Source organism: Vicinamibacterales bacterium, from assembly GCA_036496585.1.
Classification (GTDB): domain Bacteria; phylum Acidobacteriota; class Vicinamibacteria; order Vicinamibacterales; family 2-12-FULL-66-21; genus JAICSD01.
This window is the reverse complement of the sequence record DASXLB010000025.1, coordinates 15,505-33,029: the sequence shown is the minus strand read 5'-3', so window position 1 is coordinate 33,029 and position 17,525 is coordinate 15,505. Positions and strand designations below refer to the sequence as shown.

The window sequence follows — 17,525 nt, the reverse complement described above, 5'->3', positions numbered from 1 at the left end:
GTCTTCGGCGAGCCGATCTGGCGCAATCCGAAGATCTATTTCCGGATCGGATTCTGCCCCGAGCAGGACGCCTTCTACGAGCGGATGACCGGCCTCGAGTGGGTGACCGCGCTGGTGCGCCTGAACGGGCTCAGCGAGCGGGAGGCCGACGAGGCCGCGAAGAAGGCGTTGACCGACGTCGACCTCATGGAGGCGGCGAACAAGAAAATCGGCGCCTACAGCAAGGGCATGCGCCAGCGCGTGAAGATGGCGCAGGCGCTCGTCCACGATCCGCAGTTGCTGATTCTCGACGAGCCGCTCTCCGGCATGGACCCGATCGGCCGGCGCAAGACCGTCCGCCTGATCCGTGAGTGGGCCCGCGCCGGCAAGAGCGTCATCGTCTCGAGCCACATCCTGCACGAGATCGAGTCGATGACCTCCAACATCCTGCTGATCAACAACGGCCGGATCCTCGCCGAGGGGGACATCCACCAGATCCGCGAACTGATCGACGAGCACCCGCACACCGTCTACGTCCGCGCCGACGACCCGCTGCGCATCGCCCGGGTCTTCCTCGACCGCGCGGAAGACGACATCCGCAGCCTGAAGTTCGAGCCCGGCGCGGTCGTCGTCGAGACCGGCAAGCCGGATCTGTTCTACGCACGCGTGACGGAACTGGCGGCGAGCGGCGAGTGCGGCGCGATCGACGAGGTGACGTCCCCCGACGACAACCTGCAGGCCGTCTTCCAGTACCTGGTGAAGTGATGATGCAGACGCCGACCCGCACGCCGGGCTATCTCGTTTCGGCGATGCGGGTCTTCGATCTCTCGATCGGCGAGATGTTGTGGTCGCGCCGGACGATCTTCATGGGCCTGGTGGTCGGCGCGCCGGTGCTGATCTCGGTCCTGCTGCGGGCGCTCGACACGTTCGGCGCGCCGGTGTTCCAGATGAACGGGATGCGGATGGCGGGCCCGTCGATCTTCGGGCTGATGATCTGGGTGTTCTATCTTCGCTTCATCGTGCCGGTGCTCGGCGTGTTCTACGGTACATCGCTGATCGCTGACGAAATCGAAGACAAGACGATCACCTATCTGTTTACCCGGCCGGTTCCGCGTGGTGCGGTCCTGGTGGGCAAGTTCCTCGCCTACCTCGCCTGCACGATTTTCGTCGTGCTGCCGTCGGTGGTCATCGTCTACCTCTGCATCGTCCCGCTCCGCGGCAGTCTGGGCGGGTCGTTCCTCGACCTGGTCAAGGACCTGGTGCTGCTGGCCATCGGGCTGGCGGCCTACGGAGCGGTGTTCGCGTGCATCGGCGCGCGCTTCAAGCGGCCGCTCCTGGTCGGCCTGATCTTCATTTTCGGCTGGGAGCAGGTGGCGCTGGCCTTCCCGGGCTACCTCAAGAAGTTCACGGTCGCCTATTACCTGCAGGCGCTCGTGCCCCACGCGATGCCCAACGACAACGTGCTCTCGCTGATCCAGGGGATCTTTCACGAAAATCCCAGCGCGCCACAGGCCCTCTTCTGGCTGGCCGTGATTCTGCTCGGATTTCTGTGGATTGCGGCTGTAAGTGTTGAGCGCAAGGAATACGTCCTCGAACAGTAACCTGTTCGATCCCGGACACTTAGATCCCGCAAGCGGAACTTTTTACCCAAGAGATCTGTATAATCCTCCAGAGGGGTCGCCGCGTATGACGAAAAAGACGCGTTATTTCATGGCCGCTTCGGCGGGCATCGTCGTGGTCGGGCTGGGAACGGGGCTCGTCGCTTACTACGGCGGCGGTTTCCCGTCGTTGGCGGCCTCCCGGTCCGGGCCGTCGGAACTGAGCTACGTGCCGGCCGATGCGACTGTCGTCGCCTACGCGAACGTGCGCGAAGTGATGGATTCGGACCTGCGCCAGAAGATGAAAGCGGCGCTGCCCAATGAAACTGGCCAGCGTGAGTTCGCCGCGGAGACCGGGATCGACATCGAGCACGACATCGATTACGTGGTGGCGGCGATGACCACTCCGGGCGCCGCCGGCCTCCAGCAGCAGCCGAACGGACTGGTGGTTGCGCGCGGGCGGTTCAACACGACGCAACTCGAATCCCTCGTCCGCGAGCACGGCGGCGTCGTCGAGGAATACAAGGGTAAGCGGCTGGTCAAGGCGACCAATGTCGATCACACCGCCGTCAACGTCGCGCCCGACGGCACGACGGTCGGCAAGCCGCCGCACACGATCGTCCTCGCCTTTCTCGAGCCAGGGCTCGTCGGCATCGGCAGCGAAGACGCGATCAAGAGCTCGATCGACGCGCAGCTCTCGGCGCGCAGCATCACCAGCAACAACGACATGATGGAGCTGGTGGCCGACATCGACAACGGCAACAACGCCTGGGCGGTCGGCCGTTTCGACGCCATCCAGAGCCAGGTCCACCTCTCTCCCGAGATCGCCAGCAAGATTCCCTCAATCAAGACCTTCGCCGTGATGACCCACATCGACGGCGGCCTGAGCGGCATGCTCCGCGCCGAGACGCGCGACGACCAGTCGGCCGAGAACCTGCGCCAGGTCGTGCAGGGGCTGCTCGCCCTGGGCCGCATGCAGAGCGATCCGAAGGCCACCGCGATGATCAATTCGCTGCAGCTCTCCGGAACCGGCAAGACCGTTGCGCTCTCGTTCGCCGTCCCGTCGGACGTGTTCGACGCACTGGCGAAATTCCCGCACGACGGCAGCGCGCTGCATCAGCTTCCCAAGCAACTTCACGAGCTGCACGGCGAGGCCTTGCACGCTCTGGAAGCCCCCAAGCCGCCGACGCCGAACCGCTAACGGCGGCCGGTGCGTCGGGCGGGGATAGTGCCTCGCTGTTATCAAGGGAGTGGCCATTCGCCACTCCCTCTTTGTTGTACGACCGTGTGGCCGTCTCCCGGCTGTCCGCCCCCGTCCTCCAGCGCCCCTCCCCCGTGCTAGTCTTCACATCGTGTCCGAGCTCGTCTTCTTCTACGGCACGCTGATGGCGGGGTTCGACCGGCGGCGGCGCGCCGGGATCGACGACAAGCTTCGCTATCTGGGCCGGGCCGAGACGCACGGCGCGCTGTTCGATCTCGGTCTCTATCCGGCGCTCGTGCCCGCGAGCGAAGGGCGCGTCTGGGGGGAGCTCTACGACATGAGCGATCCGCCGGCGGTGCTCGCCGCCCTCGACGACATCGAGGGCTACCGGCCCGAAGATCCCGATCGCAGCCTCTACGCCCGCGCGCAGACCGACGTGGCGCTGCCCGACGGCAGCCATGCCAGGGCGTGGGCGTATTTTTACAACGCGCCGCTCGGCAAGGCGCCGCGCATCGCGTCAGGCGATTATCTGGGGCACGTCTCGCAAGGGTGCAAAGGGTGCTAAAGGGGCTAAGGGGGCGAAAGGTGCGTGTGCTAAGGGTGCTGAAGGTGCTAAGGGTGCTCGGGCTAGCGGGGATGATGCTGGTCGTGGCGTCGACGGCGGGCGTGCATGCGCAGGCGCCGGCGGCCTCGATCGATCCGCGCATTGTCAAGCTGCTCGGCTCAATCTCCGAAGAGCGCATGCAGCAGCTGCTGAGCAGGCTCGTCGGATTCGGCACGCGGAACACGCTGTCCGACGCCACATCGCCGGCGCGCGGCATCGGCGCGGCGCGCCAGTGGATTTTCGACGAGCTGAAGCGGAGCAGTCCGCGCCTGCAGGTCAGCTTCGACACCTACCAGATTCCAGCCAAGGGGCGCATCACGCGCGATGTCGAGCTCCGCAACGTGTTGGCGGTGCTGCCCGGCCGCTCGCCGCGGCGCATCTACGTCAGCGGCCACTACGATTCGCTGAACCTCGGCGCCGCCGGCCAGCAGGGCAACAACGCCGGCGGCGCGCCGCAGCGCAGCGGCGGGGCAGCGCCGCCCGCGACGGCGGCCGGAGGCCCGCCAGTCTCAGCCGACCCCCAGACCCGTCCCGGCCAGGACTACAACATCGATGCGCCCGGGGCCAACGACGACGGGAGCGGGACGGTGCTGTCGATGGAACTGGCGCGGGTCTTCGCCGAGAGCGGGATCGATTTCGACGCGACGCTTGTGTTCATGTGCGTGGCGGGCGAAGAACAGGGACTGATCGGCTCGGGCGCGCACGCCAAGATGGCAAAGGCGCAGAGCATCCCGATCCAGGCGTGGTTCAACGACGACATCGTCGGCAACTCGCACGGCGGCGACGGCAGCGTCGACAGCGCCACCGTTCGCATCTACTCGGAGGGGCCGGAGGATTCGCCGTCTCGTGAGCTGGCGGTGTTTGCGGCGCGAATTGGCGCCGCCTATGTGCCCGATCACCAGGTGCGGCTGATGGCGCGCGCCGATCGATTCAGCCGCGGCGGCGACCACAGCGCGCTCAACGCCGAGGGGTTCGCCGCGATCGGGTTCCGCGAGTCGAAGGAGAACTACGGGAAGCAGCACGGCCCGAACGACACGCTCGACGGCGTCGACGTCCACTATCTCGCGCAGAACGCGCGCCTCAACGCTGCCGCGATGGCGACGCTGGCGCTCGCGCCTCCGCCGCCGGCCGTCGCCCGCAAGGCGCCGGCGAGCGGCCGCCTCACGCCGACGCTCGATCGCCGTCCGTCCGGCTACGACGCCCACCTGCGCTGGGAGGCATCGCCCGGCGCCGCCGGCTATCGCATCTTCTGGCGCAGCGCCTGGGCGCCCGGCTGGGAGCACGAGATCACCGTCGGCGCCGTCTCCGAGTACACGTTCCCCCGGATGAACATCGACGACTGGGTGTTCGGCGTCGCCGCCGTCGACACCGATGGCCACGAAAGCACCGTCAGCGTGTACGTGTCGCCGCCGCGCGTCGAGTCGTAGCGCTATTCGGCGATCTGTCCTTCGATCACCGACGGGGTGGGGGCGTGCGCGCGCTGCACCAGTTTCAGGGCCTCGACGAAGTGGGTGAGCGCTGACTGGACGTGGCCGGAGGTTTCGATGAACTCGACGCCGATGCGGTGCAGGGTCACGCCTTCCCTCGATTCGCCGACGTGACAGCTGGCGATGCGTCCCTTCACCACGATCGACCGTTCGCCGAGCGAGATGCGGAAGTCGTGGAGCGAGTCGACCTGCAGCGAAAACGCCGTCTCGATCTGCGTGCCGCCGCGGCTGATGTCGAGAATGGTCATCGGCTGATAAACCTGCACCTCGCCGTGCAGGGGAGACGGTACGATGACGCGCTCGTCGCGCTGGCTCTCGTCGGTCATGAGATGCCGGTGACTATACTAAATCCATGCCGGCGGCGTGCAGATTGACGGCGGCTGGATTTGCGCGTACAGTCAAATCCTCCCCTCGTTTAGGGCCATCTTGCACTTCCTGATCTTCGCAATCCTGTACACGCTCGTCTACCTGGCGGCGGGGGTGGGACTCGCCGCGTACCCCCTCGTACGCATTGTCGTCGCTGACGCGCTGCTCATCCTCCTGGTGCTCACGGTCTGCGCCGTGATTTTCCGCCGCCGCCGCGATTGGGAGGGGACGCACCGCCTGTTCTGGGACGCCGCGGCGGCCGGATTCCTGCTGTGGTGCATCGGCGAATGCGGATTCGCCGTCAACAGCGTCAGCGCCGAGGTCAGCTGGGTGCAGTGGCACACGATGTTCAGCCTGTGCGGCGGCATCGGTCCCGTCGTCGCGCTGCTCGCGCGCCCGCACCGCGGCATCCGCAGGGGCGACAGCTGGCCGATCGGCCTCGACATGGCGAGCTACGCAACCTTGATGGGGTTCGTCTATGCCTACTTCATCATGGTGCCGAGCGTCGTGCCGGCCGATGGCCGTCCATCGCCGCAATCGACACTGCTGACGCTCGTCCAGGTGCAGCGGTTCGTCCTCTTCGCCGGTCTGGCGGGGTCGGCGTGGTTCGCTCGGAAAACCGCGTGGAGCAGGACGTTCATCGTGCTCACCGCTGTGACGGGGCTTGGCTTCTTCCTGCGCCGATTCGCCAGCGCCGCGATTGGCGCCAATCTTTACTACGAAGGGAGCATCTACGACCTGGCGTGGATCGTTCCCTACATGGGATATCTGTGGGCGGCGCACGAATCGCCGGCCTCGGCCGGATGGGCCGACGAGAACCCGCCGCGCGGCGGCTGGCGGACGGCCGTTATCTCGGCTACCCCGGTGCTGCTCATTCCGACGATCGGCTTCGGGCTGTTGCGCGTTCAGCCGATGGGGGATCCCGCCGACTCGGTCCGGCTGCTGCTCACCATTCTTTCGATGGTGGCGGGCCTGGGACTGCTGACGCTGCGGCTGTCGGTCGAGAGCGGTGAGCTCGAGCGGTCGGATGCGCGGATGCGGCTGCTTGCCGCCGCCACCGAGCAGACGGGCGACCTCATCCTCATCACCGACGCGCGCAGCGTCTTCGTGCACGCCAACGACGCCTGCGTGCAGGCGCTCGGCTACACCCGCGCGGAGCTGCAGGGGATGCGGCTGGCGTCGCTCCTCGAGCGCGACGCCGACCCGTCAGTGGACGACATCGGCACCGAGGTGCGCAAGCAGGGCGTCTGGCGCGGCACGCTGGTCCATCGCCGCAAGAGCGGCGACCGCTTCCCGGCGTCGTGCACGGTGGTGGCGCTGCGCGACGGGTCCGGGCACGTCACCCATTTCGTCGGCGTGCAGCGCGACATCACCGACGAGCTGAAGCTGCGGGACAAGCTCGTTCACAGCGAACGCCTGTCGGCGGTCGGCGAGCTGGTCGCCGGCGTGGCGCACGAGATCAACAACCCGCTGCAGACGATCATCGGTTCGGTCGAGCTGATGCTCGAGGAAAACGGCGTCGACCACACGCGCGATCTCCACCTGATACGGCAGGAAGCCACCCGCGCCGGCCAGATCGTCCGGAACCTGCTCGCCTTTGTACGCAAGAGCCCTGGCGACCGCGTCCGCGCCGATCTGAATCAGATCGCGCGCGCGACCGCCGGTCTCCGCGAGCACCACCTCGCGCAGCAGAACATCACGCTCGCCCTCGATCTCGCCGACGGCATGCTGCCGGTGCTCGTCAACCGCGAGGAGATCCAGCAGGTCGCCTTGAACCTCGTGCTCAACGCCGAGCACGCGATCGGCGATCACCCGGGCCGGATCGTCATCCGCACCGGCGGCGGCGCGCGCCTGCACACGCTGCAGGTCGTCGACGACGGCCCGGGCGTGACTCCAGAGCTGCGTGGACGAGTGTTCGAGCCGTTCTTCACGACGAAAGAAGTGGGAGAAGGCACCGGCCTCGGCCTGTCGCTGGGCCTGGGGATCGCCAGGGCGCACGGCGGGTCGCTGGAGCTGCTCGACACCGCCGCCGGCGCCGCTTTTCAGCTCACCCTTCCCGCCCAGGCTCTCCCTGATCCGGCGACCGCCGCATCGCCGCCAGCCGCCGACGCCGCTTCGGCCGTGACTCCGGCGCGGAGGTCAACTCCGTCCCCCGCGGCCGGCACTCGCTATGCGCTGGTCATCGAAGACGAGCGGCCAATTCGCGACCTGCTGGTCAGGTTGCTCACCAGGCGCCAGTACACGGTCATCGAGGCGGCCTCGCTCGCCGAGTCGAAGACCGCCGCGGCCGGCGCGCTGCTCGACCTGGTGCTCTGCGATCTGCGCCTCGCCGACGGGAATGGCCTGGACTGTCTGCGCCATCTGTCCGCGACCCAGCCCGATGTCGCGCGGCGCTTCGTCTTCGTGACCGGGGACCCCTCGACGCTGAGCAGCCTCGACCGCGAGTTCGCCGGCATTCCGGTGCTGACCAAGCCGTTCACCGTCAGCGATCTCGAGCGCGTGCTCGGCGGCGTCGACGTGGCCGTCTGACTGCCGAGTGCCGACTGCCGAGTGCCGATTGAAGTGCCAATCGCCGATCGTCAATCGAAGTTACCATCGTCAATTGCCAGTTCATCGCCGATCGCCGATCGTCGATTGAATTTGCGATCAACAATCGACAAGTTCAATCGGCACTCTGCAATCGGCACTCGGCAATCGGCGACGCTATTTGCTCACGCGTCGCCGGATGTCATCTTTGAGTCCCGGGTTCACCTTGTAACCGGTTTCCTCGGCCTTCGTGATTTCCTGCTCCGCCTGTGAGAGCCGGTCGGTCATCAGATACAACACCGCGAGGTTGCTGTGCGTCTCGCCCGAGTCGGGATTCGTCTTGACCGCTTCGGTGTATTCCCGTTCGGCGTCGGCGAACTGGCCTGCCCGGAAATAGGCTGCCCCGAGCGCCATCGGCACGAAGTAGGGAACCGTCGCATCCATCTCGACGTGGTCGTTGCGTTCCTTGGCCTGCTGCAGCGTCTGGATCTGCGTCTGCAGTTCGCGAATGTAGACCGCTTGCGACTGTGACGCGCCTTTGCCGGACGACGCCTGCTGGGCCTGCTGGAGCGTCGTCTGGTACTCGAGAATGCGGTCCTCGAGGCGTTTGCGGTAGTCGAGCTGATTGACGAAATGCTCGCCGCCGATGCGGACGTAGAGCTGCTTGCAGGCCGAATACGCCGCGATCGCCTTCTGGAAGTTGTGCCGCCCCATTTCGGCGCGGCCGAGCGAGTAGTAGGCGAGCGTGAACTTGTCGTCGCTGTCGAGCGCGGCCTGGAATTCCTTGACGGCGGCGCCCCAGTCTTCCTGGTGCATTGCCTCCCATCCGCTCTGATAGTGCTTGTTGGCGAGCTTGGCTTCCGCGCTGGCGCCCTTGAACGTGTTGACCTGCGCGCGAGCAGGCGCCGCCACCGCGAGCATTGCGGCAACCGCGATCGTAACGGTAGTGCGCATATTCGTTCCCTCCCGAAAACGAAAAAGCCCCGCGGGCCGGAACCCGCGGGGCTTCATCTTACTGCGGACGAACCCGGAACCAGTCCGTGCTCATCCGTGTGTATTCGTGGCTAGAACGTGTACTTCACGCCAATCCGCATGAGGATCGGCGCCTGGTACCCGTTGGCCATCAGGAACTGCGGGTTCAGCGACATCGCACCCGACGCCACCGCGTTGGCGATCAGCGTGTCGAAGTTCAGCTTGCCGGCGTAGAAGTCGGCCTCGTTGTACTTGCCCGAGCCCGACGCTCCGAGCGGAATCGCGCCCGTCCGGCGCATCGTCGTGACGACGCTGTTGACGGCGCGCTGATCGAACAGGTTCAGGATATTGGCCTCGACCGCAAGCTCCTTGCCGCCGATCTTGAACGGATGGTGGATGAACAGGTCCGTCTGGGTGAAGAACGGCGTCCGCCCGTCGCTGTTGCGGCCCTCGTAACGCACCGGGTAGTTGCTCGGCGCGATGATCGGGACCTGACGGGTAATCGGCGTGCCGCTTGCGGCGAACTCGTTCACACCGAAGGACGTTCCCCACTTCGCGATATACAGCCCCTGGACCTTGATCTGATGCGTGCGGTCGGTATCGAGCACGCCGTCCTGGATCGAGCCGTCGCCGTTGAAGGCCATGACCGGGTAGTCGTAGTCGCGCGAGTTGTTCGGGGCGTCGCGGCCGTTTTCGTCCGACGACGAGAGACCCGAGTAGTTGCCCGCATCACGGCTCCATGTATAGCTGCCGACGAACATCCAACGGTTCGCCAGCCGCTTCTCGAGGCGCCCTTCCACGCTCTGGTAGAGGCGCTTCGCCGTCGGCAGGTTGATCAGGACCGCGTTGGACGGGAACACGCCACCGGGTTCCTGCGGCAGGTACACGCTGGTTCCCGTCGAGATGTCGAACTGCTTGACGAGCCCTTCGCCAGGGTTGGCGATGATGTACGACTCCGCACCCGCCGTGAGGTCGCCGATGTCGTCAATCGCACGGTCGAGGTTCTTCCGCACGTAGCGCACGGTCAGCGCCGTGGTGTTGCTGAGCTGATGCTCGAAGCCGAACGACAGTTCCTCGGTTCGCATCGGCTTGATCGATCCCGGGGGAGCGACGTCCTGTCCCGGCGTCACCGACGGCTGCCGGAAGTCGGTGCTGGCGAGGAAGGTGCCCGGGCAGTGCGGGTTGCAGTCCGAGGTGGGATCGAGCTGTTCGAAGTTCGGATTGTCGAGCGTGTAGTAGTACGACACCCACTTGTCGCCGCCGAACGAGCCGCGCGGCATGTTCAGCTTGAAGATGTCGTAGAAGATGCCCCACGAGCCGTAGACCTTCGAGCGACCATCGCCCTTGAGGTCGTAGGAGAAGCCGAGGCGCGGCGCCGTCTTGTCGGCCCATCCGAACTTGATCGGATTCGGCGCGACCGACGGGTCGGTCGTGTAGGCCGGCACGTTTTCGCTCTCGGTGCGGATACCGAGGTTGACCGTCAGACGGTTGTTCATGCTCCAGGTGTCCTGCACGAACACGCCGTTGACGTTCGACTGCACGTTCCCCTGGGTGATGATCCCGAGCTTGGGAGACGGCACGTTGCTCTGCACTTCGTAGTAACCGTAGGCGCCGCTCGCGCCGTTCAGGTTCGCGCCCCAGTTCAGGTTGACGATGTGCGCGAGGTTGCCGGTCGCAACGTCATTGGCGCGGCGATCGAGCTGGAAGCCGCCCTTGACCTGATGCTGCCCGGCGGCCTTGGCGAACCACGTCGCGTCGAGCTGGACGAAATTGCGGGTCTGCGTGTCGTGATCCGTGCCGCTGTTGCTCGGCCCGCTGACGTATCCGGAGTTGTGCTGCTCGGAAGCCGGCACGCCCGGCATGCCGATGTTCGTCGTGCTACCAAATTGGTACCGGACGTCGGTGTTGACGTTGAAGTCGTGCGTGTCGAGCAGGTAGCGGCCGACGCGGCCCGACACCACGAGGCTCGGTCCGACGGTGTAATCGGCCGTGCCCGAGACGGAGTAGTTCGGAAAGCGCGTGCCCTTGGTGTAGATGGTGCTGGCGGCGTCGCTGCCGGCCAGGTTGGCGAGCTGGCCGGTGGTCTTGCTCCAGCTGTTGTTGAAGGCGACGCGCGTGCGCAGCTTGTTGCCGACCTGGTTGGTGGCGTTGGCGGTCAGGTACTGGACCTGCTGCTTCTGCTCCGTGTCAGAGGTCGTCGCGGTCGGGAATCCGGTCGTGGACGTGTCGACGTGACGCTTGGTATCGGTCAGCGCCGGCTGATACGCGCCGAAGTACCACATCTTGTTCTGGAGCACCGGTCCGCCGATCGACGCACCGGGCTCGACGCGGCTCACGTTGTCCTCGGGATAGACGTGGTATTCCGCGCGGGTCGCGTCGCCGAACACGGCGCGCAGCGTCTGATTGTTGGCGCCGGTCGTGTCCGATCCCTGGAAGTACAGCGAACCGGTGCCGTGCACGTTATTGGTGCCGCTCTTGGTCAGCACGTTGATGACGCCGCCGGTCGAGCCGCCGTATTCCGCCGGGTAGCCGGTCGACTTCACCTGCACCTCTTCGACGAAGTCGGCGAGGAGGTTCTGCCCCGACAGGCCGCCGACGATGTTCGTCGTCTCGATGCCGTCAATGACGTAGCGGTTTTCGGCCGCGGCCGCGCCGTCGATCATGATGCCGGCCGACTTGGTCTCGTTGTTGACCCCAGGCGCCTGCGTGACGAGCGTCGTGAAGTCGCGGTTGTGCGGGAGCAGCGACACCTGCTCGGCGCGGATGTTGGTCGACTTGCCGCTCGACTTCACGTCGACGATCGGCGATTCCGCCGTGACCGTGACGTTCTCACTGACGCTGGCGAGCTGCATCGCGAACTCGACGCTCTTCATCGAGCCGAGCTTCACCTCGACGTCGCCAATTTTCGCCGGCTTGAAACCGGAGAGAGCCGCGCTCACTTCGTAGACGCCCGGGAGCACCGACGGGAACCGGAACGTGCCGGACTCGTTGGTGGTGGCCGAGAGAATACCGCTGCCGCCGCTCTTGGCTTCGACGGTGACGCCCGGCAGGACGGCTCCCGAAGAGTCCTTCACGACTCCTTCGATCGAACCGCGCTGCTCCTGGGCCCTGGCCGGCCAGGCAGCCAGCGTCATCGCGAGCAACACCGCGAAAACACGTATACGCATGTAGTCCATCCTCCTCGAGTGCTTTGGGTCGGGCCCGACGGACAGAAACCGGCAACGCACAAGCCAGCCGCCCGTCGGAACGTGAGCGCGTACGCACACAGCGTGCCCGCCCCCGTATTGTCACCATTCGCCCCTGTTTATTCGCAATTCGTCAATGGAGCTGCTTACGGTACTCCAAAAACTCATGCAAAGATCGAAAACCTTGAAGGATGCGATCCGGCTATTTGGATCCAGCCGTCATGACGCAGTTGGTGTACGTTTAACGGGCGCCTGTCCCTCGAAAGGCACGAATGGGCCCACTGCCACTCGCGCGAGCCGTCCCGATTGCCATCGTTCTCGCACTCCTCGCCGCCTCAGAAACCGCCTGTCACAATTGCGGGCTCGCCGAACACGATCGGGTCACCGTCAGTCCGACCCAGAGCGCGGGACTGGTGCCAGGCGACGGGGGCGCCGTCTACCAGGACATCTCGCTGAAAGCCGCGACGAGCGATCCCGAATTCAGCCTGTCCAACACCAACTACGCCACGGAACCCGGCGGCGTCGACGCGTTCCTGGTGCCGACGACGTGCGAGACGTTGTTCGAGGGTGGTTATCCGGGCGGCACGCCGCTCTGCAAGATCTACGTCGGTCCGGCAAAGCCGGGCGGCGTCTCCTCGCGTGCCAAGCTCGATCCAGGCACCTATCGCCTCTATCTGCAGGGGTACTCGGACGTCACCTCGCCGGTGAAGTATCTGATCGACGTGTACATCTGGGACTACCGCTGCAACTCGCTGATTCAGTAGGCCGGTTCTTCAGGTGCCGGGCTGCGGAGTATCCTTGGGAGTTATGCCGTCCCGGGACGTCTTCGACGTGTACATCGTAGGCGCGGCCCGCACGCCCATCGGCAAGTACGGCGGCGCGTTGAGGAACGTGCATCCGGCGGAGCTCGGCGCCGCCGCGGCGCGCGCCGCCATCGAGCGGGCCGGCATCACGGCCGACGCCATCGACGAGGTCCTCGTCGGGCACGCCCGCCAGGCGGGCTCTGGTCCCAATCCGGCGCGGCAGGTCGGCCGGAAAGCCGGCGTGCCCGATCGCGTCCCCGCGCAGACGATCAACAAGGCGTGCGCGTCGGGCGTGCAGACGATCGCCACCGGCGCGCAGTCGATCCGGCTCGGCGAGTCCGAGATGGTGCTCGCCGGCGGCATCGAGTCGATGAGCCGCATGCCGTATCTCATCGACAGCGAAGACGCACGCTGGGGCCACAAGATGGGCAACTTCACGCTCGTCGACGCGATGTATCGCGACGGGTTCACCTGCTCGGTCTGCGGCCTGATCATGGGCGAGACGGTGGAGCTGCTGGCGCGCGAGTACGGGATCACGCGCGACGCCTCCGATCGCTACGCGCTCGATTCGCAGCAGAAGGCCGAGCGCGCGATCGCCGCCGGGCGCTTCCGCGACGAAATCACGCCCGTCGGATACAGGGACCTGAAAGGGAAGGACCAGACGCTCGCCGCCGACGAACATCCGCGCGCGGGCACGACGATCGAGAGCCTGCAGAAGCTGCCGCTGGTCTTCCCAGCGGTGGAAGGGGGAGCCGGCGTCGTCACGGCGGGCTCGTCTTCCGGGATCACCGACGGGGGCGCGGCGGTGGTCGTGGCCGGTGAGGACGCCGTCAAGGCACGGGGCCTGACACCGCTCGTCAAGATCACCGGCTGGGCGACCGCTGGCGTCGATCCGCGGCGCATGGGCATCGGTCCCGTCCCCGCCGTGCAGAAGCTGTTGAAGCAGACCGGGCTGTCGCTCGACGACTTCGATCTCGTCGAGCTGAACGAGGCGTTCGCCGCGCAGGTGCTCGCCGTCCTGAAGGACCTGCCGATTCCGCTCGACCGGCTCAACGTCAACGGCGGCGCCATCGCGCTCGGGCATCCCATCGGCTGCACCGGCACGCGCATCGTCGTGACGCTCGTCTACGAGATGCTGCGCCGCAAGGCCAGGCGTGGGCTGGCGACGTTGTGCGTGAGCGGCGGAATGGGCATGGCGATCGCGCTCGAGAGGGCAGGGGGCTAGAGGCAGGGACATGGGGCTGCGGATTGCGGTCATCGCTGGGGACGGGATCGGCAAGGAGGTCACCGCGGAGGCGGTCAAGGTGATCCGCCGCGCCGGCGAGGTGTTCGGGCGGACCTTCGACATCGACGCACTGCCGTGGGGCGCCGATTACTTCCTCCAGACGGGCGTCACGATGCCGGCCGACGGCTACGCGATGCTGCGCGACGACTTCGACGCGATCTTCATCGGCGCGCTCGGCGACCCGCGCGTGCCCGACAACCGACACGCGCGCGACATCCTGCTCGGCACCCGGTTCGAGCTCGACCTCTACGTCAACTACCGTCCGGTCACGCTGCTCGACGCGCGGCTCTGTCCGCTCAAGCATCGCGAACCGAAGGACGTCGATTTCGCCGTCTTCCGCGAGAACACCGAAGGGCTGTACGTGAGCATCGGCGGGCGCTTCAAGGCGGGCACCGACGACGAGGTCGCGATCCAGGAAGAGCTGAACACGTTCAAGGGCGTGAACCGGATCATCCGCTACGCCTTCGAATTCGCGAAGGCCCGCGGCCGCACGAAGGTCTGCATGGCCGACAAGTCGAACGCCATGCAGCAGGGACACGCGCTCTGGCAGCGCGTCTTCAAGGCGGTGGCGGCGGAGTATCCTGGCATTCAGGCGACGCACTACTACATCGACGCCCTCGCGATGTACATGGTGCTCGACCCCGGGCAGTTCGAGGTGATCGTGACCAATAATCTGTTCGGCGACATCGTGACCGACCTCGGCGCGACGTTCCAGGGAGGTCTCGGGATGGCGGCGTCCGGCAACATCCACCCAGGCAGGACGTCGATGTTCGAGCCGGTGCACGGCTCGGCGCCGAAGTTCGCCGGGAAGAACGTCGCCAATCCGATCGGTGCGATCGCGTCGGCGGCGCTGATGCTCGACACGCTGGGATTGACCCGGGAAGCCGCCGCGATCGACGCCGCCGTGCGACAGGCGGTGCGCGACAACCAGGTGACCGCCGACATCGGCGGCGCGCTCGGCACGCGCATGGCCGGCGACGTCATCGCGGCGGCCGTCCGATGACCGACATCTTCATCCTCGGCGGCGCCCGGACTCCGATGGGTGAGTACACGGGCCGGTTGAAGGATCTGTCGGCGATCGAACTTGGCGCCCTCGCGTCGCGCGCCGTGCTCGAGCGAACCCGCGTCGCGCCGGAGGCTGTCGACCACGTCGTGTTCGGCAACGTGCTGCAGACGAGCGCCGACGCGGTTTACGGTGCGCGTCACGTCGGACTGAAGGCGGGGCTGCCGGTCGCCGTTCCGGCGTTGACCGTCAACCGACTGTGCGGCTCGGGCCTCCAGGCCGTGATCAGCGGCGCGCAGCTCCTCCGGCTCGGCGAAGCGAACGTCGTGCTGGCCGGCGGGATGGAGAGCATGAGTCAGGCGCCTCACGTCATCCGCGGCCTTCGCAGCGGCCTGCGCCTCGGCCAGGGGCAGCTCGAAGACACGCTGTGGTCGTCGCTCCACGACACGCACGGCGGCTGCACGATGGCGGCGACCGCGGAGAACTGCGCCGTCCAGTACGGGATCTCGCGCCAGGAGCAGGACAGCTACGCTCTGCGCAGTCAGCAGCTCGCCGCCCGGGCGTGGGCCGAAGGACGGCTGCGGGAAGAAGTCGTGCCAGTCGAGATCAAGTCGCGTAAGGGGACCGAGCTCTTCGCCGAGGACGATCACCTGCGTCCGGACACGACCCTCGAGGGATTGGCAAAGCTGCCGCCCGCATTCGGCAAGGGCGGCAGCGTCACGGCCGGAAACGCGAGCGGGATCGTCGATGGCGCCGCCGCGCTGGTGATCGCGTCGGCGGACGGCGTGAAGGCGCACGGCCTGACGCCGATCGCGAAGCTGACCCACTGGGCCTATGTCGGCGTCGAACCGACGCTGATGGGCATGGGTCCGGTGCCGGCGACCCGCAAGGTTCTCGACAAGGCAGGCCTGGCCCTGAAGGACATCGATCTGATCGAGATCAACGAGGCTTTCGCCGCGCAGTATCTGGCGGTGGAGAAGGAACTGCATCTCGATCGCGATCGCGTCAACGTGAACGGCGGCGCCATCGCGCTGGGCCATCCGCTCGGCATGACCGGCACGCGGCTGCTGCTGACGCTGACGCTCGAGCTGCGCCGCCGCGGCTTGACGCGCGGCCTCGCCGCCGCCTGCATCGGGGGCGGCCAGGGCATCGCCGCGCTCGTCGAGACGATCTAGCGGCATTGTCTGGTCGTGCCGAGGCAGACCTGAAGGTCTGCGCTACGAGAGCGTTCGGTGTAGCGCAGGCCATTTTGGCCTGCCGAGGCAGACCTGAAGGTCTGCGCTACGAGAGCGTTCACGACAGTTTCGCGAGAGCGTTCGCTGTAGCGCAGGCCATTTTGGCCTGCCTCGCCATTTTGGCCTGCCTCAGCGCGCACGGCCGCCGCGGGCGAGGGTTCAGCGGGCCTGGAGGATCGGGAGGACGCGCCAGAAGAGGGTGACGGCGAGCACGAGGTTGGCGGCGTGCCCGGTCCAGCAGATCCGGCACTGCAGGCGGCGCGTCCACAGACCCCATCCAAGAAAGGCGCTCATCGCGATCGCCGGCAGCACCATCGCGAGCATCAGCGGCGGCGGCCACCCGAGCAGCAGCCCCGCGGACAGGAGGACGTACAGCAGCAGTCCGAGCAGCGCGTTGGGGACGCCCAGCAGCGACGCGCGGGGCGTTCGGAAGAGCACGGCGCAGCCTCCGTCTTCCATGAGGCAGACCTCCGGGCCGGTCAGCCACGCCGGCAGCACCCGGTAGTGGCCGTAGAGCGCGGCCGACGCCGCGGCGGCGCCCGCGGCGAGCGCGATCCAGGTCAGAAAAGATAGGAGCATGTGGTGGCTACTGGATCTCGCGCATGAGCCGACGGGCCTTCTGCTTGAAGTCGTTGTCCTCGGGTGTCCACTCGGGATCGAGAGGGGCCTCGATCGCGCGAGTCAGGAGGGCGCGCGCCTCGTCCTTCTTCTTTTCGTCGATCAGCGTTTCGGCGAGGAAGTAGAGCGACACCGTACTGTTCGGGTTGTAGATCAGCGACTTGCGCAGGTGCTCCTCGGACTTCTGCGTGCTGCCGCCGAAGAGCCCCGGCACCTTGAAGTACCAGCGGCCGAGCGCGCGGTCGGCGGATCCCTGCTGAAAGGCCGGCTCGAGGCGCAGGACCGTTTCCAACTCGGCCCTGATGTCGCCGCGGTATTTCAGTCCCTGGCGGAGACCGAACGACTCGGCGAGCGCGCCCATGTTGGCCGCCACCCAGAAATGTCCCTCGGGCCGGTTCGGTTCGACCGCGATCGCCGCGCGTCCCGCGGTGATGCCCGCATCGAGGTTCGACTTGCGATCGGTGTCGGCGCCGTGCGTGCCGAGCCAGTAGCGCGCACGCGCCAGCTTCCACGCCGACTCGAAGTCGCGTCCGTTGGCGGCGAGACGGGCAGCCCAGACCTGCACCGCCCGCTGCGCGGATGCCGGATCGGTCCGCTGCGCATACAGCGTGTCGGGGTCGTCCTGCGGGATCGCGCGGAACGGGGGTGCCGCCGGCGGCATCA

General features: G+C 66.7%; 15 protein-coding genes. 10 read left to right on the top strand and 5 right to left on the bottom strand.

The features are described 5' to 3' along the window. From VGI12_08680 to VGI12_08660, 5 genes are all read left to right on the top strand, one after another. Window positions 1–744, top strand: a 744-nt coding sequence (locus VGI12_08680; GenBank protein ID HEY2432738.1) for an ABC transporter ATP-binding protein, incomplete at its 5' end; no start/stop codon positions are given. Beyond that, complete coding sequence (locus VGI12_08675; protein HEY2432737.1) at window positions 744–1,580, top strand: ABC transporter permease subunit; 837 nt, start codon at window positions 744–746, stop codon at window positions 1,578–1,580. The genes VGI12_08680 and VGI12_08675, both read left to right, overlap by 1 nt. A gap of 85 nt (window positions 1,581–1,665) precedes the next feature. Continuing rightward, entirely contained in the window at window positions 1,666–2,778 is a 1,113-nt protein-coding gene (locus VGI12_08670) for a hypothetical protein (GenBank protein HEY2432736.1), read from the top strand. 151 nt (window positions 2,779–2,929) lie between these two features. Then, window positions 2,930–3,343, top strand: a complete 414-nt coding sequence (locus tag VGI12_08665) for a gamma-glutamylcyclotransferase family protein (protein ID HEY2432735.1) — start codon at window positions 2,930–2,932, stop codon at window positions 3,341–3,343. Between the two features lie 53 nt (window positions 3,344–3,396). Then, window positions 3,397–4,809 carry a M20/M25/M40 family metallo-hydrolase gene (locus tag VGI12_08660; GenBank protein HEY2432734.1) on the top strand — a complete coding sequence of 471 codons (1,413 nt, stop codon included), beginning with the start codon at window positions 3,397–3,399 and terminating at the stop codon, window positions 4,807–4,809. 2 nt (window positions 4,810–4,811) lie between these two features. On the opposite strand, the gene VGI12_08655 is transcribed toward VGI12_08660, so the two are convergent. Next, window positions 4,812–5,195, bottom strand: a complete 384-nt coding sequence (locus VGI12_08655) for a PilZ domain-containing protein (protein HEY2432733.1) — start codon at window positions 5,193–5,195, stop codon at window positions 4,812–4,814. 100 nt (window positions 5,196–5,295) lie between these two features. Between VGI12_08655 and VGI12_08650 the strand changes: the two genes are divergently transcribed. After that, entirely contained in the window at window positions 5,296–7,764 is a 2,469-nt protein-coding gene (locus VGI12_08650) for a PAS domain S-box protein (protein HEY2432732.1), read from the top strand. 174 nt (window positions 7,765–7,938) lie between these two features. Here the strand turns inward: VGI12_08650 and VGI12_08645 are convergent, their stop codons facing one another. Both VGI12_08645 and VGI12_08640 read right to left on the bottom strand, forming a co-directional pair. After that, on the bottom strand, window positions 7,939–8,715 hold the full coding sequence (locus tag VGI12_08645) for a tetratricopeptide repeat protein (GenBank protein HEY2432731.1): 777 nt from the start codon (window positions 8,713–8,715) through the stop codon (window positions 7,939–7,941). Between the two features lie 110 nt (window positions 8,716–8,825). Continuing rightward, the gene (locus VGI12_08640) at window positions 8,826–11,900 is read right to left on the bottom strand and encodes a carboxypeptidase regulatory-like domain-containing protein (protein ID HEY2432730.1); all 3,075 of its coding nucleotides are present in this window, start codon (window positions 11,898–11,900) and stop codon (window positions 8,826–8,828) included. 290 nt (window positions 11,901–12,190) lie between these two features. Here VGI12_08640 and VGI12_08635 point away from each other — a divergent pair, with 290 nt between their 5' ends. From VGI12_08635 to VGI12_08620, 4 genes are read left to right on the top strand one after another with little or no spacing between them, the layout of a single operon-like run. Beyond that, window positions 12,191–12,682 carry a hypothetical protein gene (locus tag VGI12_08635; GenBank protein ID HEY2432729.1) on the top strand — a complete coding sequence of 164 codons (492 nt, stop codon included), beginning with the start codon at window positions 12,191–12,193 and terminating at the stop codon, window positions 12,680–12,682. 43 nt (window positions 12,683–12,725) lie between these two features. Further along, complete coding sequence (locus tag VGI12_08630; protein HEY2432728.1) at window positions 12,726–13,946, top strand: thiolase family protein; 1,221 nt, start codon at window positions 12,726–12,728, stop codon at window positions 13,944–13,946. 10 nt (window positions 13,947–13,956) lie between these two features. Beyond that, window positions 13,957–15,009 carry a 3-isopropylmalate dehydrogenase gene (locus VGI12_08625; GenBank protein HEY2432727.1) on the top strand — a complete coding sequence of 351 codons (1,053 nt, stop codon included), beginning with the start codon at window positions 13,957–13,959 and terminating at the stop codon, window positions 15,007–15,009. Next, window positions 15,006–16,184, top strand: a complete 1,179-nt coding sequence (locus VGI12_08620; protein HEY2432726.1) for an acetyl-CoA C-acetyltransferase — start codon at window positions 15,006–15,008, stop codon at window positions 16,182–16,184. The genes VGI12_08625 and VGI12_08620 overlap by 4 nt, the downstream gene beginning before the upstream one ends. A 219-nt stretch (window positions 16,185–16,403) precedes the next feature. On the opposite strand, the gene VGI12_08615 is transcribed toward VGI12_08620, so the two are convergent. Beyond that, the gene (locus VGI12_08615) at window positions 16,404–16,823 is read right to left on the bottom strand and encodes a vitamin K epoxide reductase family protein (GenBank protein ID HEY2432725.1); all 420 of its coding nucleotides are present in this window, start codon (window positions 16,821–16,823) and stop codon (window positions 16,404–16,406) included. A gap of 7 nt (window positions 16,824–16,830) precedes the next feature. Beyond that, on the bottom strand, window positions 16,831–17,523 hold the full coding sequence (locus VGI12_08610) for a TRAP transporter TatT component family protein (GenBank protein HEY2432724.1): 693 nt from the start codon (window positions 17,521–17,523) through the stop codon (window positions 16,831–16,833). Window positions 17,524–17,525: the final 2 nt, after the last annotated feature.

Coding starts and splice junctions, on each gene's coding strand:
- VGI12_08620 (HEY2432726.1), top strand. CDS start 15,006: ATGACCGACATCTTCATCCTCGGCGGCGCCCGGACTCCGATGGGTGAG.
- VGI12_08645 (HEY2432731.1), bottom strand. CDS start 8,715: ATGCGCACTACCGTTACGATCGCGGTTGCCGCAATGCTCGCGGTGGCG.
- VGI12_08670 (HEY2432736.1), top strand. CDS start 1,666: ATGACGAAAAAGACGCGTTATTTCATGGCCGCTTCGGCGGGCATCGTC.
- VGI12_08675 (HEY2432737.1), top strand. CDS start 744: ATGATGCAGACGCCGACCCGCACGCCGGGCTATCTCGTTTCGGCGATG.
- VGI12_08640 (HEY2432730.1), bottom strand. CDS start 11,900: ATGCGTATACGTGTTTTCGCGGTGTTGCTCGCGATGACGCTGGCTGCC.
- VGI12_08635 (HEY2432729.1), top strand. CDS start 12,191: ATGGGCCCACTGCCACTCGCGCGAGCCGTCCCGATTGCCATCGTTCTC.
- VGI12_08625 (HEY2432727.1), top strand. CDS start 13,957: ATGGGGCTGCGGATTGCGGTCATCGCTGGGGACGGGATCGGCAAGGAG.
- VGI12_08615 (HEY2432725.1), bottom strand. CDS start 16,823: ATGCTCCTATCTTTTCTGACCTGGATCGCGCTCGCCGCGGGCGCCGCC.
- VGI12_08610 (HEY2432724.1), bottom strand. CDS start 17,523: ATGCCGCCGGCGGCACCCCCGTTCCGCGCGATCCCGCAGGACGACCCC.
- VGI12_08655 (HEY2432733.1), bottom strand. CDS start 5,195: ATGACCGACGAGAGCCAGCGCGACGAGCGCGTCATCGTACCGTCTCCC.
- VGI12_08630 (HEY2432728.1), top strand. CDS start 12,726: ATGCCGTCCCGGGACGTCTTCGACGTGTACATCGTAGGCGCGGCCCGC.